This window comes from Arthrobacter sp. YAF17 (assembly GCF_052113365.1).
Taxonomy (GTDB): Bacteria; Actinomycetota; Actinomycetes; order Actinomycetales; family Micrococcaceae; genus Arthrobacter.
Genome location: NZ_JBFRDB010000016.1, coordinates 48270 through 68846 on the forward strand (window position 1 = coordinate 48270; position 20577 = coordinate 68846).

General features: G+C 67.1%; 16 protein-coding genes. 5 read left to right on the forward strand and 11 right to left on the reverse strand.

The genetic code is table 11. From position 1 onward, the window contains the following. Positions 1-422: 422 nt before the first annotated feature. From AB4Y67_RS14055 to AB4Y67_RS14065, 3 genes are all read right to left on the reverse strand, one after another. On the reverse strand, positions 423-1781 hold the full coding sequence (locus tag AB4Y67_RS14055; RefSeq protein ID WP_441406393.1) for an ABC transporter substrate-binding protein: 1359 nt from the start codon (positions 1779-1781) through the stop codon (positions 423-425). Between the two features lie 99 nt (positions 1782-1880). Beyond that, entirely contained in the window at positions 1881-2831 is a 951-nt protein-coding gene (locus AB4Y67_RS14060; protein ID WP_441406394.1) for a carbohydrate ABC transporter permease, read from the reverse strand. Beyond that, complete coding sequence (locus tag AB4Y67_RS14065) at positions 2821-3765, reverse strand: carbohydrate ABC transporter permease (RefSeq protein WP_441406395.1); 945 nt, start codon at positions 3763-3765, stop codon at positions 2821-2823. Before AB4Y67_RS14065 ends, AB4Y67_RS14060 begins: the two co-directional genes overlap by 11 nt. A gap of 377 nt (positions 3766-4142) precedes the next feature. On the opposite strand from AB4Y67_RS14065, the gene AB4Y67_RS14070 reads away from it, so the two are divergent. The 3 genes from AB4Y67_RS14070 to AB4Y67_RS14080 are packed head-to-tail and all read left to right on the forward strand — an operon-like array spanning position 4143 to position 8606. Continuing rightward, complete coding sequence (locus AB4Y67_RS14070; RefSeq protein ID WP_441406396.1) at positions 4143-5360, forward strand: acetylxylan esterase; 1218 nt, start codon at positions 4143-4145, stop codon at positions 5358-5360. Then, on the forward strand, positions 5326-7470 hold the full coding sequence (locus AB4Y67_RS14075; protein WP_441406397.1) for a DUF6807 family protein: 2145 nt from the start codon (positions 5326-5328) through the stop codon (positions 7468-7470). Before AB4Y67_RS14070 ends, AB4Y67_RS14075 begins: the two co-directional genes overlap by 35 nt. After that, entirely contained in the window at positions 7467-8606 is a 1140-nt protein-coding gene (locus tag AB4Y67_RS14080; RefSeq protein WP_441406398.1) for a M24 family metallopeptidase, read from the forward strand. Before AB4Y67_RS14075 ends, AB4Y67_RS14080 begins: the two co-directional genes overlap by 4 nt. Before the next feature lie 118 nt (positions 8607-8724). Here AB4Y67_RS14080 and AB4Y67_RS14085 read toward each other — a convergent pair whose 3' ends face one another. From AB4Y67_RS14085 to AB4Y67_RS14105, 5 genes are all read right to left on the reverse strand, one after another. Further along, positions 8725-10176: an aldehyde dehydrogenase (NADP(+)) gene (locus AB4Y67_RS14085; RefSeq protein WP_441406399.1), complete on the reverse strand. Its 1452-nt coding sequence runs from the start codon at positions 10174-10176 to the stop codon at positions 8725-8727. 84 nt (positions 10177-10260) lie between these two features. After that, positions 10261-11370: a mandelate racemase/muconate lactonizing enzyme family protein gene (locus AB4Y67_RS14090; protein ID WP_441406400.1), complete on the reverse strand. Its 1110-nt coding sequence runs from the start codon at positions 11368-11370 to the stop codon at positions 10261-10263. Further along, the gene (locus AB4Y67_RS14095) at positions 11370-12275 is read right to left on the reverse strand and encodes a 5-dehydro-4-deoxyglucarate dehydratase (protein ID WP_441406401.1); all 906 of its coding nucleotides are present in this window, start codon (positions 12273-12275) and stop codon (positions 11370-11372) included. Before AB4Y67_RS14095 ends, AB4Y67_RS14090 begins: the two co-directional genes overlap by 1 nt. Next, on the reverse strand, positions 12272-13234 hold the full coding sequence (locus AB4Y67_RS14100; RefSeq protein ID WP_441406402.1) for an NAD-dependent epimerase/dehydratase family protein: 963 nt from the start codon (positions 13232-13234) through the stop codon (positions 12272-12274). The genes AB4Y67_RS14095 and AB4Y67_RS14100 overlap by 4 nt, the downstream gene beginning before the upstream one ends. A 44-nt stretch (positions 13235-13278) precedes the next feature. Continuing rightward, entirely contained in the window at positions 13279-14730 is a 1452-nt protein-coding gene (locus tag AB4Y67_RS14105; protein WP_441406403.1) for a Gfo/Idh/MocA family protein, read from the reverse strand. A 355-nt stretch (positions 14731-15085) separates the two neighbouring features. On the opposite strand from AB4Y67_RS14105, the gene AB4Y67_RS14110 reads away from it, so the two are divergent. Beyond that, positions 15086-16117 (forward strand): LacI family DNA-binding transcriptional regulator, encoded by a 1032-nt coding sequence (locus AB4Y67_RS14110; RefSeq protein WP_441406404.1) that lies wholly within the window; start codon positions 15086-15088, stop codon positions 16115-16117. 15 nt (positions 16118-16132) lie between these two features. Here AB4Y67_RS14110 and AB4Y67_RS14115 read toward each other — a convergent pair whose 3' ends face one another. Beyond that, positions 16133-16828: a FadR/GntR family transcriptional regulator gene (locus tag AB4Y67_RS14115; protein ID WP_441406405.1), complete on the reverse strand. Its 696-nt coding sequence runs from the start codon at positions 16826-16828 to the stop codon at positions 16133-16135. 121 nt (positions 16829-16949) lie between these two features. Between AB4Y67_RS14115 and AB4Y67_RS14120 the strand changes: the two genes are divergently transcribed. Further along, positions 16950-18278, forward strand: a complete 1329-nt coding sequence (locus tag AB4Y67_RS14120) for an alpha-hydroxy acid oxidase (RefSeq protein WP_441406406.1) — start codon at positions 16950-16952, stop codon at positions 18276-18278. Positions 18279-18383: 105 nt separating this feature from the next. Here AB4Y67_RS14120 and gdhA read toward each other — a convergent pair whose 3' ends face one another. Next, complete coding sequence (gdhA, locus tag AB4Y67_RS14125) at positions 18384-19721, reverse strand: NADP-specific glutamate dehydrogenase (protein ID WP_441406407.1); 1338 nt, start codon at positions 19719-19721, stop codon at positions 18384-18386. A 148-nt stretch (positions 19722-19869) separates the two neighbouring features. Continuing rightward, complete coding sequence (locus AB4Y67_RS14130) at positions 19870-20436, reverse strand: ArsR/SmtB family transcription factor (RefSeq protein WP_441406408.1); 567 nt, start codon at positions 20434-20436, stop codon at positions 19870-19872. Positions 20437-20577: the final 141 nt, after the last annotated feature.

Below are 20577 nucleotides of genomic sequence, written 5' to 3' on the forward strand. Positions count from 1 at the left end.
GGTGCGGAGCGGGCCCAGATCAGAACCCGCCGGGAAATGGCGAAGGGCAGAGAATGATCTCTGCCCTGTTGGCTCTGAAGGAAGGTTGGATGCGTGTCAGCTAGACGCGGGCCCCTCCAGAGCCAACGAAAAATACGCATACCAACGGTTCGTCATAGCCACACGTTAACCGCACACCGCCGCCGCCGCAAAATCGCGGCGGTCACACAGAGTCTTCGGGTCAGCCGGGGAGGCTGCGGAAATGCTCCAGCAGTGCTGCCGCTGAGGCGGTCCCCCCGTCTGCCTTCTTTCGCTTAAACACCACCGTCCCGGCCGGAACCAAAAGGTTCCAACCGGGACGGTGGTGACCACCCGCCGTCGTACGCTTTCTGCAGGAGCATCCGGACCTGCGAAGGCGCCCTGACGGATTGCGGGTGTGCGGCTTAGCTGATGGCGGACTTCATCTCGTCGTGGGCTTTCTTGCCGGCTTCGTCAGTGGACAGCCGGTTGAACAGCACCTCTGAGGTGTAGCGCTTGACGATTTCCTGAATGGCGCCGGCGCCCTTCGGCGGCGGAGCCGGAGCCTCGCCGAGCTCGTCCTTGATCTGGTCAATGAAGTTGACCACCTTGATGTCGGCGGGGGTCAGCTTGGACTCAATGGCCGCCCGGACGTCAGAGTTGGGGTACACACCGCGGTCAGCCAGCAGGGCTTCCCCGGCCTTGTTGTTGTTGGCCAGGAAGTTGATGAACTTGGCGGTTTCTTCAGGGTGCTTGGTCCGCGATGAAGCCGACCAGAACTGGGATGCCTTGTACCAAAGCTGGGCGTCTGCAGCCTTGCCAGTGGTGGAGGGGAACCGGAGAATCTGCAGGTCCGAGCCGGCAGCCTTCTCCAGGGCCGGCAACTGGTTGGACCACCAGAACGCGAGCCCGTTCTTGCCGGTGGCCAGGCCGCTCTGATCAAGGGGGGCAGCCTCAGCTTCCACGACCTCAGAGGCCGAAGGTACAGCCTTGTTCTCACTGAGCTGCTTCAGGAAAGCCCACCACTCGGCGATGTCACCAGGCTCGAAGCCCAGCTTGCCGTCGGTCGTGTACAAGGTCTTGCCGTTCTGCCGGAGCCAGACTCCCAGCGAGGCTTCGTCTGTGCCGTAGGCGGCGGCACCATAGGTGCCCTTCGGCGACTTGGCGGTCAGTTCGGCGGAGATGCGCTCGAAGTCGTCCCAGGTCCAGGTCTTGTCGTCCGGGAGCTCAACCCCGGCAGCCTTGAAGACCGCCGGGTTGGCCAGGATGGTGGCGGCATTGATACCGGCGGCGATGCCCGTCAAGCCCTTCTCGCCCTTTCCTGCGTTGAGGGCCGCCTCGTCAAGCTTGGAGGTGTCGATTTTGTACTTGGAGAGGTCCAGCAGCGCACCGCGCGTTGAGTACTCGGTGATGTACTTCTCGTCCATCTGAATGATGTCCGGGGCATCGTTGGCGGCAACCTGGGTAGCCAGCTTGTCCCAGTAGCCGCTCCAGTCGCCGTATTCGGGCTTGATCTTGATGTTGGGATTCTCAGCCTCGAAGGCGGCGATGGCGGCCCGCGTTACCTGGGCCCGCTTGTCACTCCCCCACCAGGAGAAGCGCAGCTCGACGGGTCCACCGTCGCTCTGCGGGGTGCCTCCCCCGCCGCAGGCGCTGAGGGCTATGACGACGGCGGCTGCCGCGGCAATCACGCCCGCCTTGCGGTTGCGGCGCCGTGCGCCAGAGGGTGACACAGCTGCCGGGCTGTTGGTGCCAGCAGCGTCAGAGCGGGGAAAAAGCGGCACTGGGTACTCCGATCTTCGTTGATCTAGTGAGGACGAATTTGCGTGAGAAAGCGTTTTCTTGATCTTATGCTACAAGTTAGTGACTTGTATTACAAGAGGTTATTTGATGCCGGTGGTGGCGATGCCCTTGATGAGGAACCGCTGGCCGAAGAGGAACACCAGGAACACCGGCAGCAGCGACACGATGGACATCGCGAACAGCGATCCCCAGCTGGTGGCGGATTGGGAGTCGACGAAGGCGCGCAGTGCCACGGGGACGGTGAACATGTCCGGGTCCGTGAGGTAGATCAGGGCGCCGAAGAAGTCGTTCCAGGTCCAGATGAAGGTGAAGATCGTGGTGGTGGCCAGGGCCGGGACCATCAGCGGCAGGATGACCCGCAGGAAGATGCGGGGGTGGCCGGCGCCGTCGATGCGTGCGGCCTCGTCCAGGTCCTTGGGGATGCCGCGGATGAACTGGACCATGAGGAAGATGAAGAACGCGTCGGTGGCCAGGAGCTTGGGCACGATGAGCGGCCAGAAGGTGTTGACCCAGCCGATCTGTGAAAACAGGATGTACTGCGGCACGATCACGACGTGGAACGGCAGCATGATGGTCAGCAGCATGATGCCGAAGAACAGCTTCTTGCCGGTGAACTGCAGGCGGGCAAACGCGTACGCGGCCATCGAGCAGGAGATGAGGTTGCCCAGGATGGAGCCGATGACCACGATGGCCGAGTTGAGCATGTAGTGCCCGAACGGGTGCGTCAGCGCGGACCAGCCGTCGGTGTAGTTGCTCATTTCCAGGCTGTTCAGCCAGAGCCCGGGATCGCGGAAGATCAGGTCATTGGGCCGGAGCGAGGAGGCGATCATCCACAGCAGCGGGTAGATCATCAGGGCCCCGGCCAGGATCAGGATGGCGTGCTTGCCCAGCGCCTTGGTCCGCTGTTTCCGGCTGAAGGCCAGGGTCCCGCGTGATTCGCGGGCCTTTTTGGGCTTGCGGTGGTTCGTTGGCTTGCCGGAGCCGGCGGCGTTCTTGTCCGCGGCGGGCAGCGTCTGCAGGTCAGTCGTCATAGAAAACCCAATACTTGGAAGCGATGAAGTTGATGGCGGTGAACACACCGATGATGACCAGCAGGAACCAGGCCATCGCTGAGGCGTAGCCCATGTCGAACTGGCCGAAGCCCTTCTGGTACAGGTACAGGGTGAAGAACATCGTGGAGTCTGACGGGCCGCCGTTGCCGCCCGAGACGATGAACGCCTGCGTGAAGGACTGGAAGGATCCGATGATCTGGAGCACCAGGTTGAAGAATATGATGGGGCTGAGCATCGGCAGCGTGATCTTCCAGAACTGCTGAAGCGTGCTGGCGCCGTCCACCTTTGCGGCCTCGTAGTACATCACCGGGATCTGCCGGAGGCCGGCCAGGAAGATGATCATGGGGGCGCCGAACGTCCACACATGCAGCAGGATGATGGAGCTCAGTGCAGTGCTCGGATCGGAAATCCAGCCCGGGCCCTCGATGCCGAACATCGCAAGTGCCTGGTTGACCAGCCCGGTGGTGCCGAAGATCTGCTTCCACAAAATCGCGATGGCCACCGAACCGCCCAGCAGGGACGGCAGGTAGAACACGGAGCGGTAGAACGGCAGGCCCCGCAGGCCCTTGTCCAGCACCAGCGCGATCAGCAGGGCAACCGCGAGCTGCAGCGGCACACCCACGAAGACATAGGTGAACGTCACGCCCAGCGAGTTGTGCAGCCGGGCGTCACCGAGCATCCGGATGAAGTTATCCAGCCCGACCCATTCCGGCGGCTGCAGCAGGTTGTAGTCCGTGAAGGACAAATACAGCGACATCAGCATCGGACCGACGGTGATGGCCACCAGGCCCACCAGCCACGGCAGCAGGAAGATATACGCGGCCTTATTATCCCGGCCGTTGGCTTTCTTCTCCGCTGCCGTCATCGGCCCTTTGCGACCCTTGAGAGTGCTCAGTTCACTCATGGCGCTCATTGCCGCGACTCCGTTTCGCGCAGCAAGTCCGCGGCGGCCGGCACTCCTGCCGGGCACGGCAACTCGGTTCTGTCTCTAGCGGCCATGTGGCCTCCTTTGGTCATCGTGGCCCCCTACGTCTGGGATGATCGCACTGGGCGGTCGGTTTCCGCCGTCTTCCGCGGCGGCTGGGGTTCAGCCTCACGGATCCGGCGCCCGTCACCCGGGACGTTGAAAGCGGCTCCGTACCAAAGTAAACGCTTTCTTGACTCCTGTATAGCCTTTTGGGTACATTTCGAGAAAGCGTTTTCCGAAACGGATCCCCGACCGGCCAACCAACACCGGAACAGATCCGACGCGCCTTCCCGATCCTCATCAACCAAACAACAGGCAGGTCAGTGAGCACGGAATCCCGGCCGGTCCGGCCCAGCGCAATTGCAGGCTTTGAGAACTGGCCTGCCTACGTCCTGGACCGACCGCGCTTCCAGGCAGCCACCCCGTCCGCGCAGGAACTGTCGGACGCCCTGGGTGTCCCGGACGTTGTTCCGCCGGCGGACGTAACCGTCCGTTGGGAGGACACGCACGACGGCGTCACCACCTCCCAGCTGAGCTGGCAGTTGGGCTTCGGTCCCCCCACCACGGGCTGGCTTTTGCGCCCGGCCGGGAGTTCCGGCCCGCTGCCCGGCGTGCTGGCACTGCACTGCCACGGCGGAAACAAGTTCGGCGGGGCCGACCGGCTGGTCCGGCTTCCCGACATCCACCCGTCCGCGGCAGCGGCCCAGGGCGAAACTTACGGAGGGCGCGCTCTGGCCTCGGATGTTGCCCGCCGCGGCTTCGCCGTCCTGGCCCATGACACTTTCTCATGGGGCAGCCGACGCTTCGATCTGGCCACGCCGCCGTGGAGGACGGAAGCCGCAGTGGAGGCAAGGAGGTCGCAGTGGCGGGAGGCCGGCGTCGACCCCTCCGACGCTGAACTGTATAACGCCGGCGCGGGAATCCACGAGGACACCGTGGCCAAGGCCGCAGGCCTGCTGGGCACCAGCCTGGCGGGGATGGTGGCCCATGATGACCTTGCTGCCCTGGACATCCTTGCCGGCCTGCCCTTTGTGGACGCGGAGCGGCTGGGCTGCATCGGATTCTCCGGCGGCGGCGGCCGTGCCCTGGCCCTGGCGGTCCTCAGCCCGCAGATCCGGAACTACGTGATCACGTGCATGATGACAACGTTCCGGTCGCTGCTGCCTGCCTACCTCGACGCCCATTCCTGGCTGCTCCAGACCCCCGGGCTGTGGAAGCTGGGCGACTGGCCGGAACTGACCGGCAGATCCCTTGCCCAAGGATTCCTGGTGCAGTACGCGCTGGCCGATGAACTGTTCCCCGAAGAAGGAATGCGCCAGGCCCACCAGATCCTGGAATCCCGGCACGGGCGCGAAAGCTATACGGGCAGCTTCTGGCCCGGCGGCCATGTGTTTACTGCCGCGATGCAGCGTGAAGCAATCTGTTACCTGTCCAGGACCCTGCGCGCCGAAGGCTCCGCCCCGGACCACCCTTCCCCGACCCATCACCAATCCACCGAGGACCTCGATGATTCCGCAAAACGCTCCCACGGCACCCGCTAATCCTTCAGCGGCAGGCGGAAGCCCTGCTCCGGCAGCCCTCCCGCGGATCGCGCTCGTCGGTGTGCATGGCTTCGGCCAACGGCATCTGTCCAACCTGGCCCGGCTTGAAGCAGCCGGCGTCCTGGAGCTTGTGGCGGTGGCAGACCCGCATCCGCCGGAAGAGGGCACGCTGGGCGGCTCTGTCGCTGTCTTCGACTCCTTTGACCAGTTGCTGGCATCGGAATCGGCCCCCGACGTGATCATCCTGGCCACGCCCATTCAGACCCACGCGCCCCTGGCCCTGGTCGCCCTGGCTGCGGGAGCCGATGTGTACGTGGAAAAACCGCCGGTGGCCTCAATGGCGCAGTTCCAGGAGGTGCTGGCTGCGGCGGAAGCCGCGGGCCGCCGGGTGCAGGTGGGGTTCCAGAGCCTGGGATCCTTGGCCCTGCCCGCGATGCGCGCGTCCATCGAATCCGGCGAAATCGGAGACGTCCTGGGCTTGAGTGCAACCGGCATGTGGCTGCGGACCAAGGGCTACTTCAAGCGTTCCCGCTGGGCAGGCAAGCGCAGCCTTGACGGGACCGACGTGGTGGACGGTGTGGCGACCAACGCCCTGGCACATGCCGTGGCCACCGGGCTGCACATGGCCGGTGCGCACACCACTGCCGATGTGGCCTCCGTGGAGACAGATCTCTACCGTGCCCACAACACCCAGAGCGACGACACCTCCGTGATCCGGGTTCGCACTGCAGCCGGCCAGACCCTGCTGTGCGCGCTCACGCTCTGCGCCCCCGAACAGCAGCACCCTTCGGTGACGGTCCACGGCACCCGGGGAGATATCACCTTCTATTACACCCAAGACGAAGTCCTTACCACCACGCCGGCCGGCGAGCGCCGCGAAACGTTCGGGCGGATCGACCTGCTGGAGAACCTGCTTGCGGCCCGGACCGCCGGCGAACCACTGCTGTGCGCCTTGGCTGATACCGGCGCGTTCACCGCTGTTTTGGAGGCGATCCGCACGGCCCCGGAACCGCTGGCGATCAGCTCCGATCACATCACCTGGCATGGCGACGGCGACGACGCCCACCCTGTGGTCAACGGCATCCCTGAGCTGATCGCGCGTGCAGCCAAGGCGCAGGCCACTTTCGCCGAACTGAATGTCTCGTGGGCGCGGAGCCTGCCGCCCGTCCGGACGTTCGCAATCGACGGCAGGCCCGTCGCCGGGTACCAGGACGGCTGCCGGATCCGCGTCTCCTCCTCGCCCCGGCCCTACCTGCACCCCGTCCGTACGCTCGGCGGCACCGTGGTCACGGACCACCAGCCGCTGGATCATGTGTGGCATCTGGGCGCGGGGGTGGCCCTCCAGGACGTGGCCGGTTTCAACTTCTGGGGCGGCCGCACCTACACGCGGGAGGCGGGCGGGTACGTCTGGCGGCCGGACCACGGCAGCATCGTCAGTGCCGGTGATCGCGCCCCGGGCCAGCCATCCGGGGGCGAGCCATCCCAGGGTGTTCCATCCCCCGGCGACGGTGAGCTGGCCGAGTCCCTGGCCTGGAACGGGCCGGACGGCGCTCCTCTCCTGGCTGAGCAGCGGACCTGGACGTGGGCCGGCGTCGGACCTTCGCTCTGGCGCCTCACGCTGGACTTCGCCCTCTCCCCCGCCGGAAACCAGCCGGTGAGCCTCGGCAGCCCGGGTTCCAATGGCCGCGTGGGCGGCGGGTATGGGGGGTTCTTCTGGCGCCTCCCCGCATGTTCCGGAGCGAAAGTGTGGACCCCGGCCGGAGTTGGGGAAGCCGAGGTCCACGGGAGCGTCACCCCGTGGCTCGCCTGGTCGGGCAGCTTCACTGCAGGAACAGCCGACGGCGGCCACGGCCCCGGCAGCGCCGCGGACGTTCACACCGTTCCGGGTGCCGCCACGCTGGTATTCGTCGCCGCCGCGGGTTCGACCGAACCGTGGTTCGTCCGGGTGGAGGGATACCCGGGGGTGGGGCAGTCGCTGGCCTGGGATGAGCCGGTCATCGCCCACCCCGGTGCCCCGGTTCACCGCACCGTGACCGTATATATCGCCGACGGAATCCTTAGCACTGACGACATCCAGACACTGATCACATCACCGGGGGACAACTCATGAGCCAGACCACCACCGCCATGCCTACCACCGGCACACTGCGCACCGGCAAACGCACAGCGCCGGCGTCCGCTGCGGACCGCGCCATCAAGCGGGGCCGGGTCCTTGACATCCTCGACGCCGAAGGAAAGGACGCAGTGCTGCTGACCACCCACACGGCCCTGACCTGGTACCTGGACGGGAGCCGCGTGCACATCAGCCTGGCCGGGGACCCCATCGCCGCGCTGCTGGTGGACCGGGAGGGTGACCACCTGGTGACGTTCAACAACGAAGCCGGACGGATCGCCGCAGAGGAGCTCCCTGCCGGGGTCTCACTTCACTCCGTTCCCTGGTACGGGAACCTGCACGAGGCAGCGGCCGCCGTCGGGATTGCTTCCGGGGCGGGCGCGGGAACTCCGCTGGCCGAGTCCGCGGTGGCCGCGGCGCTGAGGGAGGCCCGCCAGCAACTGCTCCCCGGCGAGTCCGCCCGCTATGCCCAGCTCAGCGCGGAAATGGCCGGCATCATGACCGATGTGCTCTCCACCGCCCGGCCGGACACAACCGAATTCGAACTGGTCTCCGCACTGGCCGCCCGGGTGGTCGCCGTCGGCGCGGAACCCCTTGTGCTTCTGTGCAACGGCAGCTCCCGGAGCGGCTTCCGCCACCCGCTGGCCACCCACGCGCCCCTCGGCCGCCGCGCCATGGCCGTGATCTGCGCCCGCCGGGACGGCCTGGTTGCCAATCTCACCCGTTGGGTGAGGTTCGACGGCGGCACCCCGGAAGAGCTCGACGCCGAGGCCCGGATCGCCGCTGTTGAGGCGGACATTTTTGACGCCACTGTTCCCGGCGCACGGCTGGACCGGGTCTTCGAAGAGATCAAGGCAGCCTACGCGCGCCACGGATTCGGCGCGGAGCAGTGGGAGCAGCACCACCAGGGCGGACCGGCCGGCTATGCGGGACGGGATCCTCGCGTCACCGCGTCCGCCACGGACTCCGTCGTAACCAACCAGCCGTTCACCTGGAACCCGTCGGGACCCGGGGTGAAGATCGAGGACACGGTCCAGCTCACCGAGTCCGGCGTGAAAGTCCTGACGGTGGACGACCGCTGGCCCGGTACAACGGTCAACGGCCTGCTGCGGCCGGTCACCCTCCAGCTGTAGGCCGGATGCTCTCTCAGATCCTGCCGCGAAACGCCAAACGCTCTCTCAGTTTCCGCCGGAGTCCCGGCAGCAAGTGAGAGAGCGTTTTCGGCTAAAGCCGCATCAAGTGAGAGAGCGTCTAGGGGAGGCGCAGCTCGCCGTCCACGCGGCGCGGGATGCCCAGCGGGTTGCTGTCGTGCAGCGCCGGGTGCAGCACGGCTTCGGGAGCATCCTGGTAGGCAACGGGGCGCTGGAAGCGGCGGACCGCCGTCGCCCCCACCGAGGTGAACAGGGACGTTGTGGCCGGGTACGGGCCGCCGTGCTGCTGCGCCCAGTTCACTGCCACGCCGGTAGGCCAGCCGTCGAAGAGGACTCTGCCGGCCAGGCCGGAGAGCTGGTCCACGAGCTCAGCGACGTCCTCGCCCGGCTGGTGGTGGACGGTGGCGGTCAGGCTGCCAGGAACCTTGGCCAGGACAGCTGAGAGCTCTTCCTGGTCGGCGTATTCGATCAGCAGCGTGGTGGGCCCGAAACACTCCTCGAGCAGCTCGTCCGGGCGCTGCAGGACAGTGGCGGCGGATGTCGAGAACACCACGGGCGCAGCACCGTCGCGGCTTGCGTCCTGGTCCGCGGTGCCGCTGACGATCTGCACGCCAGGCAGCGAAGCCACGCTCCGCAGGCCTTCCGGGTAGGCATCGGAGATCCGGGTGGTGAGCATGGCCGCCGTCGGCGTGTCTTTACTGGCCTCGGCCAGCTCCGCGGCGAAACCGGTCCCGGCCGGGAGGAACACCAGGCCGGGCTTGGTGCAGAACTGGCCGGCGCCCATCGTAAACGAGGCTGCGAGCCCTGCCGCCAGCTGGCTGGACCGCTGGGCCAACGCCGCCGCGGTGAGGACCACCGGGTTCAGGCTGCCCAACTCGCCGTAAAACGGAATGGGGTCGGGCCGGGAGACTGCGAGGTCAAACAGCGCCCGTCCGCCCGGGATGGACCCGGTGAAGCCGACAGCCTTGATGGCCGGATCCTGCACCAGGGCTGTGCCCACCTCCCGGCCGACGACCAGCGCAAACAGCCCGTCCGGGGCCCCGGCGGAGCGCAGGGCCTCCGTAACGACTTCGGCGGTCCGCTCGGACAGCTTCAGGTGGCCCGAGTGCGCCTTGACGATCACCGGACAGCCCACTGCCAGGGCGGACGCCGTGTCTCCGCCCGCCACGGAAAACGCGAACGGGAAGTTGGAGGCCGAGAAAACGGCCACGGGACCGATGGGCCGCAGGATGCGGCGCAGGTCCGGCTTGGGCGGGGTGGCGGACGGGTCCGCATGATCAATGATTGCCTCCAGGTAGGAGCCCTCGGTGATCACGCGGGCGAAGAGCCGCAGCTGCCCGGACGTGCGGGCGACCTCGCCGGTCAGCCGCGCGGTGCCGAGACTGGTCTCCGCGTCGGCGATCTCCACCAGTTCGGTCACGTTGGCGTCCAGGGCGTCGGCGACGGCGGTGAGCCAGCCTGCGCGCTCGGCGTCAGGGGCCGCCCCCGCGATGGCGGCGGCCCGGGTGGCGGCAGCCGTGAGTTCTGAAAGGGAAAGAGTTGCAGTAGTCACTGGAGTTACCTGTTCATCGTCGGGAATCGTCGTCTTTGCGGTCATCGGTTTCGCGTGAAGCCCAGCTGCGGTCAGCCGCGGTGCTCAGCCCGGCGGGTTCTCCGTGAAGCGAAAACCCAGCCCCGGCTGGTCCGTAAGGGTCAGCCGGCTGTTGCTGAAGCGCACCGGTGAGGGACCTGCCAGGACGCCCAGCTGTTCGAAGGATGCATCTTCCACGTCCTCCACCAAGGTACTTTCGGCCAATGTGAGCGCCAGCTGCCCGGACAGCTCCGGCAGCAGATGGGGCATCACCCGGATGCTGTTGGTCCGGGCCAGCTCCACGATCCGGCGGAACGGCGTGATGCCGCCCACCCGGATGATATTGGGCTGGATGATGTCCACCGCTTCCGCGTCAATGAAATCGCGGAAACGGTAGACGGTGTGGAGGTTTTCTCCCAGGGCGATGGGCACGGGTGAATGCTTCCGCAGCCGGCGGTACGCCCAAAGATCGTCCGCGCGGAGAGGCTCTTCGATCCATTCCAGTCCGTACACCGCGAGCACGTCCAAGGCTTTGAGCGTGGTGGGAAGGTCCCACCGCTGGTTGGCATCAATCATCAGCTTGCGGTCCGGGCCAAGCACGGACCGAACGGCCGCCACCCGCTCGGCATCCTCGCGGACATCCGGCTTGCCTACCTTGATCTTGACCGCCCGGTGACCCGCAGCAACCCAGCGCTGGGTCTGGGCCACAAGTTCCTCCAGTGTGTAGTGAAGGTTCACCCCGGAGCCGTACACTTCGGCGGAGTCCTGCCGCTGGCCCAGCAGACCAGTCACGGATGAACTGGCCCGGCGGGCCTGCAGGTCCCAGAGGGCGAGGTCGACGCCGGCCATGGCGATGGTGGTCAGTCCCCCGCCGCCGGCCTCATGCAGCCGCTTCCACAACGTGTCCCACACGGTCTCGGGATTCGCGGGCAGCCCCGTGATGAACGGCGCGATGTCGTAGTCGAGCAGTGCTTTGACAGCCTGCGGGCCAATGGTGGGGGTCCAGGAGAATCCGTGGCCCGCGCCGCCGTCGTCCGTCCGGAGCTCCGTGACGATCACGTGGTTTTCCGGCGCATCCGCTCCCCAGCTGCGGCGCAGCGGCACTGTCAGGATGCGGCTGGTCAGACCCGTGATGACCGGTGCAGCCCGAACCGTTTCGACGGCGGGTGCACTCATCAGCGGGCGGCCAGCTCGTGGCCCTTGGCCAGGATGGCTTTCAGCTGGACCAGCTGGTCCTCGGAGGGATCCACCAGCGGCGGCCGGACCGGGCCGACAGGAAGTCCGCCAAGCCGCAGGCCCGCCTTGACCAGCGAGACGCCGAAGCCGGGCGTCTGGTCACGAAGCCTCACCAGCGGGGCGTAAAAGCCCTCCAGGAGGGCGTTGCGGCGGTCCTCGTCACCGGAAATGTAGGCGTCATAGTAGGCCGTGGCGATCTCCGGCGCCATGGCGAACGCAGCCGATGAGTAGAGCGGGATGCCCAGCCCACGGTAGGCGCCCTGCGTCAGTTCGGCGGTCAGCAGGCCGTTGAAGAATGCGAAGTCCTCGCGTCCGGTGCCCCGGACCGCGGACACGATTTCCTGGGCCAGGCCAACGTCGCCGAGCCCGTCCTTGAAGCCGATCACCTTGGGGTTGGCGGCGAGGCGGACCATGGACGCGGCAGTGAACTTGGCATTGCCGCGGTGGTAGACGATCACCGGGAGGCTGCTGGCGTCCGCCACTGCCTCGATGTAGGCCACCAGGCCGTCCGTGGGTCCGGTGACCAGGTACGGCGGGAGGACCAGAAGCGCGTCGGCACCGGCTTCCTCGGCCACCCGTGCGGCAGCAAGGGCATGGCCCAGGGGCCCGCCGGCCCCGGCAACCACGGGTACCTTCCCGGCCACAACCTCGACGGCGGCGCGCACCACGGTGGCTACCTCGTCGATGCTCAGGGCATGGAACTCGCCGGTCCCGCAGGCGGGAAACACGCCGCCTGGTCCGAAGGGGAGCCGGGAGCCGATGTGCTCCTTGAGGAGCTCCACATCAACGGCGCCTGCCGGCGTGAAGGGGGTGACCGGGAAAAACAGGACGCCGTCGAATTTCATGATGTCTCCTTGGATCCGGCTGTGACCAGCAGGGCAGTTGTCTCGTCGTTGAGGGTGGTGCTTGTCTTCAGTTCGGTCCGCCAGTTGCGCTTGGGTTCCCAGCCGAGCAGGTCCCGGGCCTTGGTCACGGCGAAGGCCGGGCTGGTGCCGGTCAGGCCGCCGGCCAGGGCACCGCTGCCCGGCAGGAAGCTGGGCAGCAGCCCGGCCAACGGCACGGTGGCGAGGGCATCTGCAGCTCCGACAAAGAAGGTTTCCCCGTTGGGAATGGAGTCCATCTTCTGGAGGAGCACGTCCAGGAAATCGGCGACATCGCGGGCGTCCACGTAGTTGAACAACGCCGGCGCGGACAGGGCAGGATCGGCGAGGCGTTCGGCCACGGTATGGCCCTGCTGAGTGGGCGCGCCGTCCCATTCCTCAGGCGAGATGACGTAGCACGGGCGGAAAGCAGCGTACCTGATCTTCTCCCCCTGCGCCGCGGCAAACATCTGCACTGTCTGTTCGGCGATCAGCTTGGAGAGCGCGTAGGCGTTCCAGGGCTTTGGCGTGGTGCGTTCATCCAGCGGGAAGCTGTCCGGCAACCAGCCGGCCGGCGATCCGTAACCCAGCACCGTGGGGCTGGATGCCGTGACGATCTTGCGGACCCCGAGCTCCGTGGCGGCGCTGATGACCGCGTAGGCGAGACGGGTGTTCGTGGCGAGGATGACGTCTTCCGGCGCGCTGAACGGAACGGCGATCGCGGCAAGGTGGATGACGGCGTCGGGCCGGGTTTCCCGCAGCAGGCGCATGGCCTCGCCCGGTGCCAGCAGATCGCCCGTTTCCTGCACGACGCCGGCCGGCAGCTGATCCGCCGGGATGGCGTCACGGTCCACCGAGATGACGTGGTGACCGGCCCCGGCGAGCCCGGCCACGACGCTGCGGCCCAGCCGGCCGGAGCCGCCGGTGACAAAAATCCTGCTCATATTGGTTTCCTTAGGGTTCAGAAGGGCCGCTGCCCCGGCGGCCGTTAGGCGCGGCGAAGGTCGACGCCGAGATCCAGGTCGTCGATGCGGACAGGTACGGAGGACTCCAGCGAGCGGTTGCCGGCGATGCCCACAGACACTGAGCGGAGGCCGTCCAGGTAGCCGGACGGCCGGCCCAGCGGGTCCTCGCCCGGGCCGTTGAAGAGGTCTGACAGGAGGAGTTTGTCGCCGCCGCCGTGGCTGCCTGCGCCGTTGACGATCGGCACCTCGTACGCCGGCTCCCAGTGGCGCTGGACCACCAGGCGCTCGCCGTTGCGGCGGATGGCGTCCTCTTCCTCGACGGGGGTGGCCGAGGGGTCCACCACGGTCTTTTTGTCGGTACTGCTGAGGACGGCGGCACGTTCCACCACTTCCAGTTCCGCCCGGCCTTCGGTGCCGTTGACGGCCACGCGGTAGCCCTCCCACGGGCTGTGCGCGTTCAGGGAGTAGCTCAGGCGCGGACCGTTCTGGTACTCGACCACGAGGGCAAGGTTGTCTTCGATGGTGATGCCGCCGGTGAAGACATCCTGGTCCCGGCGGTAGCCGTCGTGGTGCTCGTTGTCGAGGAAGAGGGCTTTGAGGCGCTCATCGTCACGGAGGTCCAGCGCAAACGGATCCTTGTCCCCGGTGGCGGGAGAGCCGCCGTCGGGCGTTCCCCGCTCGGGGCGGGGGCCCAGTCCGCGCTCGGCCGCGTTGTGGTCGCCGTAGAACTTCAGCCCGCCGGAGGCAAAAACGCGCTCCGGGACGTCGCTTAGCCACCAGTTGACGAGGTCGAAGTGGTGGGATGCCTTGTGGATCAGCAGGCCGCCGGAGTTCTTCTTCTCGCGGTGCCAGCGGCGGAAGTAGTCCGCGCCGTGGACTGTGTCCAGGACCCAGTTGAAGTCGATGGAGGTGACCTTGCCGATCACGCCGCTCTGGATGATTTCCTTCAGGGCGCTGTTGCGCGGTGAGTAGCGGTAGTTGAACGTGACCACCACGTTGCGGCCGGTTTCCGAGACGGCCTTGGTGATGCGGCGGCAGCCCTCGGCGTCGATGGTGAGGGGTTTTTCGACGACGACGTCCGCCCCCGCCTCCAGTGACTCCACGATGTAGTCGGCGTGGGTGTAGTCCGGAGTGGTGACGACAACGCGGTCGATCCTGTTGGCTTGGATGAAGGCGGTGAGATCGGCGGGGTCAAAGGAAGCTACCGGACCCGGGGCCCCCAGTTCCTGGATGAGTTTCTGGTAGTACTCGACCCTGCCGGGGTTAACGTCCGAGAACGCCACCAGTTCTGCGGTGTCAGCGTGGTCGCCGAAGATGGCGCGGATGTACATCTCGGAGCGTCCGCCGGTGCCGATCAAAGAAATGCGTGACCGGGTGCGTGCGCCCGGCCCCGGAGCGGCTTCGGCTTCGTCGCCGGTCTGCGGAGCGGGTGTGAAGGCAGCGGTAGCAGAACTCGATTCGGCTGTGTTGACCATGAGGGTCCCTTTCGAAGGCGTCAAGACTCGGCCGGGCTGCGGCCGCTGGTGGTGCTCTGGAATGGCTTGGAGCTTGGAGCTGGCAACTGCGGTGCTGCGGATGTGCAGAAGATTTCGCTCGGCTGTCGAGAAAGCGTTTTCTCGCAGCCGCTACATGATTTCTATCAATAGACCCGCTGTCCCGTCAAGCCTTATGCTATTTGGAAGAAAGCGTTTTCTAGCGACGGCCCGGATCACTTGCGGCGCTGCCCACAACGCGGCCCGCCGGGAAATGGAAACCGGTTTCTGAGAGCGCTGTATGCTTTCCCTCGGGCGCCGGGTGATTATGGGGCCCGGACTGACGAAAGGCGGGCCCATGGCCAGGAAATCTGCCACTGGCAGGATCGGCATTGCGGACGTTGCCCTGAAAGCGGGTGTCTCGCACGCCACGGTTTCGCGCGTGATGAACGGAAACTTCACCGTGGACCCGGAGATCGCGACACGGGTGCGGGCGGCCGCCGTCGAACTTAAGTACCAGCCCAACCCGGTCGGCCGGAGCCTCGCACTGGGAAAGACGGACACCATCGGCATTGTGGTGCCGGACCTTGCCAACCCCACGTTCCAGGCTATTCTGCGCGGGTTGAGCAGGGCTGCGGCCGAGGATGGTTACCGGGTCCTGATCGCCGATTCGTTCGAGGTCCCCAGCGAGGAATCAATCCTGGCCGGCGAGGCCCGCCGCCGATGCGATGGACTGGTGCTCTGCGCCCCGCGCATGACTGATGCCGAGCTCGAAGAAATCGCACCCTCGCTGCACCCGCTGGTCCTGATCAACCGGACGACGGCTGCTGCCGGGGTTCCCAGCCTCGTGGTCGACTACGGGCAGGGAGTGCAGGACCTCGCCGAGTACCTGACGGGCCTTGGCCATACGCGCCTGGCCTTCCTCGCTGGCCCTGCAGGCAGTGCCTCCAACCGGCTCCGGCTCGAGGGCCTGGAGGCGTTCAGGGCCAGGCATCCTGAGGTGGAGGTCAGCATGCTCGACGGCGGATCGGACTTCGATACCGGCCATGAGGCCGTGGACGCAGTCCTGGACAGCGGCGCCACCGGCATCCTGGCCTTCAACGACCTTGTTGCCATGGGCCTGATGAGCGGACTTCATGAACGGAGCGTGAACGTTCCCGGCGACATTTCCGTCACCGGCTTCGATGACATCCCCTTCGCCCGCTACACCACGCCCACCCTGACCACCGCCGCCGTGCCTATCTCCGAACTGGGCGGCCAGGCCTGGCACCAGCTGCGGGCGCTGATCCGCAAGGAAGAGATCGAAACGCCGGACACCCGATACCAGCCACGCCTGGAAATCAGGGCCAGCAGCGGCCCCTCCCCCGCGAACCTCGCCCCCGCTACATGACATCTCGACGGCGGGTCAGGCCTTCGCGTCAGGCCTGACACCGGCTTCCCGGTAGTAGCCCTCGATGTGGTCCGCCACCAGCCGGGCCGCGTGGCCGCCGTCGTGACTGGTGATGGCCGCCAGGATGCCCCGATGTTCCGCACGGAGCCGCGCAGCAGTGGCGTCCCAGTCCGGGAGGTTGCTGGTGAGCCGGCCGGCATAGTCCTGGATGGCTTCGCGCAGGGAGCCCATCATGGCGCTGACGACCGCGTTGCCGGCGGCATCCGCCAGGGCCAGGTGGAAGCGGACGTCCAGCGCCAGGAACTCCTCCGTCTCCGCGCAATTGTCCATCTGCTCCAGCAGCCGGGCCGCCTCGGCCAGCGCGGGCGATTCCGGGCGGGCCCGGGAAGCGGCCCAGGACTCCAGCAGTACGCGCGTCTCCACGATGTCCTTGACGGGCAGGTGCGAGGTGGCCACGTGCAGCCGGAGTGCTGAGCCCAGCGCCGCAGCCGGATCGGCGATGACAACGGTCCCCGCATCCGGCCCGGACCCCACCCCGGCCCGGAGCACACCCATGGCCTCCAGGACGCGGATGGCTTCGCGGACGGAGGTGCGGGAGACCTGAAGCTGCTCGGCGAGCGCGCGCTCGGCCGGAAGCCGGCCGCCCAGGGTGAGCTGACCGCTGGAGAACTGGCCCTCGATCCACTGCAGGACAAGCTGGTGGGTACGCATGGGTTCATCCTACTTGATGTGGTTGGACCACACGCCTAGACTGTGGTTGGACCACACTCCCGGCGGCTTTGTCTTCCGGGGGTCCCGACACCAGGACCACGAGACCTGCCCGGAGGCAGCAATGACGCAGACGATCGAACCCGGCAACCCCGAGGTGCCCACCCGGGCCGACGACACCGGCGCGGGGCACCACTCCGCCGCAGCCACCCCGGGCAGCGTTCCGGCCGCCCTCAAGCGCCGCGTTCCCAAGTACTCGGACCTGGCCCCGCTGATGCAGTTCAAGAAGCCGGAGTTCAGCCGCGCCGCCAGACTGCGGCGTGCCAGCACCATCTGGGATCTCCGGGATATGGCGAAGCGCCGAACGCCGCAGGCTCCGTTCGACTACACCGACGGCGCCGCCGAAGCCGAAATCACGCTCCGCCGGGCCCGCGAGGCCTTTCTGGACATCGAGTTCCGTCCCGGCATTCTGCGCGATGTGTCCCGCGTGGACCTGGGCACCGAGATCCTTGGCAAGCCGTCGCGACTCCCGGTCGGCATTGCACCCACCGGCTTCACGCGGATGATGCAGTCCGAGGGTGAATACGCCGGGTCCCAGGCCGCCGCGGCCGCCGGGATCCCGTACACCCTCTCCACCATGGGCACGGCCTCCATCGAGGATGTGGCCGCCGCGGCGCCGGACGGCCGGAACTGGTTCCAGCTCTACCTGTGGACGGACCGGGACCGTTCGCTGGAGCTGATCGAGCGTGCCGCCAAGGCCGGTAACGACACCCTCATGGTCACCGTGGACACCGCCGTCGCCGGCGCCCGGCTGCGCGACGTCCGGAACGGCATGACCATCCCCCCGGCGCTGACGATCAAGACCGTGCTGGACGCCTCCTACCGGCCGGCGTGGTGGTTCAACTTCCTCACCCATGAGCCGCTGACCTTCGCGTCGCTTTCCCGCTACACCGGAACCGTCGCGGACCTGATCAACTCGATGTTCGACCCCACCCTGACGTTCGATGACCTCGACTGGCTACGTGAGACCTGGAAGGGCAAGCTCGTGGTCAAGGGCATCCAGACCGTCGACGACGCCCGCCGCGTGGTGGACCACGGCGCCGACGGCGTTGTGCTCTCCAACCATGGCGGCCGCCAGCTGGACCGGGCCCCGATCCCGTTCCACCTGCTCCCGGACGTCTCGACGGCGCTCAGGGCGGACAACAGCGACGCGGCCGTCATCCTGGACACCGGCATCATGAGCGGCGCGGACATCATCGCCGCACTGGCCCTGGGCGCCGACTTCACGCTGATTGGCCGCGCCTACCTCTACGGGCTGATGGCCGGCGGAAGGGCCGGCGTGGACCGGGCCATCGAGATCCTGGAAAAGGACATGCTCCGCACCATGGCCCTGCTGGGCGTCAGCCGGATCTCCGAGCTGACGCCGGACCACGTGCGGATCCTCAAGAAGTAGCGACGGATCGCGGCTCCCGGTTCCGCGAGTGTGCAGTTCGCGGCAGTGTCCGTCGACGACATTGCCGCGAACTGCCAACTCGGCGCGCACCGGGTGCGGGAAGTCCTAGATGAGCCCCTGGGCGAGCATCGCGTCGGCCACCTTCACGAAGCCGCCGATGTTCGCGCCCAGCACGTAGTTCCCCGGGTCCCCGTACTCGTCGGCGGTGGCGGCGCAGCGGTCATGGATTCCAACCATGATCTCCGTGAGCCGTTCCTCGGTGTGCGCGAAGGACCAGGAGTCGCGGCTGGCGTTCTGCTGCATTTCCAGCGCGGACGTTGCCACGCCTCCCGCGTTGGCGGCCTTGCCCGGGCCGAACAGGATGCCCGCTTCCTGGAAGACCGCGACGGCGTCACGGGTCGAGGGCATGTTGGCGCCCTCACCCACCGCCAGCAGCCCGTGGCGGACCAGCCGGGCGGCGGCGGCGCCGTCGAGCTCGTTCTGCGTCGCGCACGGCAGCGCGACGGTCGCGTCAAGGTCCCAGACGGAGCCGCCGTCGACGTACGTGACGGCGGAACGCCGGGCTTCGTAGTCCTTGAGCCGACCGCGCTCGACCTCCTTGATCTGGCGCAGCAGGGCGACGTCGATCCCGGCCTCATCCACAATGTAGCCGGAGGAGTCGGAGCAGGCCACGACCGTGGCGCCGAGGGTCTGGGCCTTGGCAATCGCGTTGATCGCGACGTTGCCGGAGCCGGAGACCACCACGCGCTGCCCGTCGAAGGAGAGGCCGCGGGTCTTGAGCATTTCCTCGGCAAAGATCACGGTGCCGTAGCCGGTGGCTTCGGGACGCACCAGTGAGCCGCCCCAGGAGATGCCTTTGCCGGTGAGGACGCCGGATTCGTAGCGGTTGGTGATCCGCTTGTATTGTCCGAAGAGGTAGCCGATTTCGCGGCCGCCGACGCCGATGTCCCCGGCCGGGACGTCCGTGTACTCGCCGATGTGGCGGTACAGCTCGGTCATGAAGGACTGGCAGAAGCGCATGATCTCGGCGTCCGAGCGCCCGCGGGGGTCGAAGTCGGAGCCGCCCTTGCCGCCGCCGATCGGCATGCCGGTCAGGGCGTTCTTGAAGATCTGCTCGAAGCCGAGGAACTTAACGATGCCCAGGTTCACCGAGGGGTGGAACCGCAGGCCGCCCTTGAAGGGCCCGAGGGCCGAGTTGAACTCCACCCGGAAGCCCCGGTTGATCTGGAAGCGCCCGGCGTCGTCGACCCACGGGACCCGGAAGATGATCTGCCGTTCGGGCTCGCAGAGCCGTTCGAGGATGGCGCCTTCAAGGAACTCCGGGTGCCGGTCGTGCACCGGGCCGAGGCTTTCGAAGACCTCGGTGACGGCCTGGTGGAACTCCCCTTCGCCGGGATTCCGTGCCAGCACCGTGTCCCTTATGGCTTCAAGCCGTGCGTCCATTGCAACTCCTCAAACTTCAGCGCCCCTCGTCGGGCGCGACAAAACAAGCCTTTCCATGGTTGCACCGGGCCGGAAGCGATATCCATTCGGGCGCCGGTAATTGCCCCGTGTGACAGGAATGGGGTGACGGGGAACACAAACGGGACGGTTACTTCTTACGGCCGAACTTCGGCAGATTGGCCAGGAGGTCGGCGGCCTTGGTGGCGGCCCGGCCGACGGTACGGCCGATCTGCTGGGGCATTTTGTCCTCGCCTGCCGTGCCGACCGGGAGAACGACGGCGGGACTCAGCGGGCTGCCCGCGGCCCGTCCGGCGAGCGCCGCGGCGGGCTGTGGGGCAGGTTCGGGCGCGGAGGTGGCGGCCTCGGCCAGGGTGTCCGGGACGGTCTGGAGCCGGTGGTCCGGCGTCCGGGCCGGTGACGGCGCAGCTGACATCGCCGGCGCCGCAGCGGAAGCGCCGACGTCGAATGTCTCCAGCCAACTGGCGATCCCGGCCAGCGGCTTGGGATTGAGCGTGTAGTAGCGCTTCTGGCCCTGGGCGCGCATGCTCACCAGGTCCGCTTCGCGGAGTACCTTGAGATGCTTGGAAATGGTGGGCTGGCTGGCCTCGAGCTCCTGGACCAGCTCCCCCACTGCTTTGTCCCCCTTGCGGAGGGACACCAGAATGTCACGCCGGGTTGCCTCAGCAATGACGGCAAATACGTCGTCTGTCACCATGCCCTCCACACTAGCGACATATACGCCGGATGGCATCCACCAATTGCCGCCGCCGCTGGTACCCGCCGGGCATTGCCCCGCACCGGGGGCGGTGCTAGAACGGACACACCGCCTGCCCGGCAGGTGAGGCCGCAGCCCACC

What these genes read in the sequence shown, in the direction of transcription:
- AB4Y67_RS14100 (WP_441406402.1), bottom strand. Translation starts at nt 13,234, where the DNA reads ATGAGCAGGATTTTTGTCACCGGCGGCTCCGGCCGGCTGGGCCGCAGC.
- AB4Y67_RS14115 (WP_441406405.1), bottom strand. Translation starts at nt 16,828, where the DNA reads ATGCGTACCCACCAGCTTGTCCTGCAGTGGATCGAGGGCCAGTTCTCC.
- AB4Y67_RS14075 (WP_441406397.1), top strand. Translation starts at nt 5,326, where the DNA reads ATGATTCCGCAAAACGCTCCCACGGCACCCGCTAATCCTTCAGCGGCA.
- AB4Y67_RS14120 (WP_441406406.1), top strand. Translation starts at nt 16,950, where the DNA reads ATGACGCAGACGATCGAACCCGGCAACCCCGAGGTGCCCACCCGGGCC.
- AB4Y67_RS14105 (WP_441406403.1), bottom strand. Translation starts at nt 14,730, where the DNA reads ATGGTCAACACAGCCGAATCGAGTTCTGCTACCGCTGCCTTCACACCC.
- AB4Y67_RS14110 (WP_441406404.1), top strand. Translation starts at nt 15,086, where the DNA reads ATGGCCAGGAAATCTGCCACTGGCAGGATCGGCATTGCGGACGTTGCC.
- AB4Y67_RS14080 (WP_441406398.1), top strand. Translation starts at nt 7,467, where the DNA reads ATGAGCCAGACCACCACCGCCATGCCTACCACCGGCACACTGCGCACC.
- AB4Y67_RS14095 (WP_441406401.1), bottom strand. Translation starts at nt 12,275, where the DNA reads ATGAAATTCGACGGCGTCCTGTTTTTCCCGGTCACCCCCTTCACGCCG.
- gdhA (WP_441406407.1), bottom strand. Translation starts at nt 19,721, where the DNA reads ATGGACGCACGGCTTGAAGCCATAAGGGACACGGTGCTGGCACGGAAT.
- AB4Y67_RS14130 (WP_441406408.1), bottom strand. Translation starts at nt 20,436, where the DNA reads ATGGTGACAGACGACGTATTTGCCGTCATTGCTGAGGCAACCCGGCGT.
- AB4Y67_RS14065 (WP_441406395.1), bottom strand. Translation starts at nt 3,765, where the DNA reads ATGAGCGCCATGAGTGAACTGAGCACTCTCAAGGGTCGCAAAGGGCCG.
- AB4Y67_RS14090 (WP_441406400.1), bottom strand. Translation starts at nt 11,370, where the DNA reads ATGAGTGCACCCGCCGTCGAAACGGTTCGGGCTGCACCGGTCATCACG.
- AB4Y67_RS14060 (WP_441406394.1), bottom strand. Translation starts at nt 2,831, where the DNA reads ATGACGACTGACCTGCAGACGCTGCCCGCCGCGGACAAGAACGCCGCC.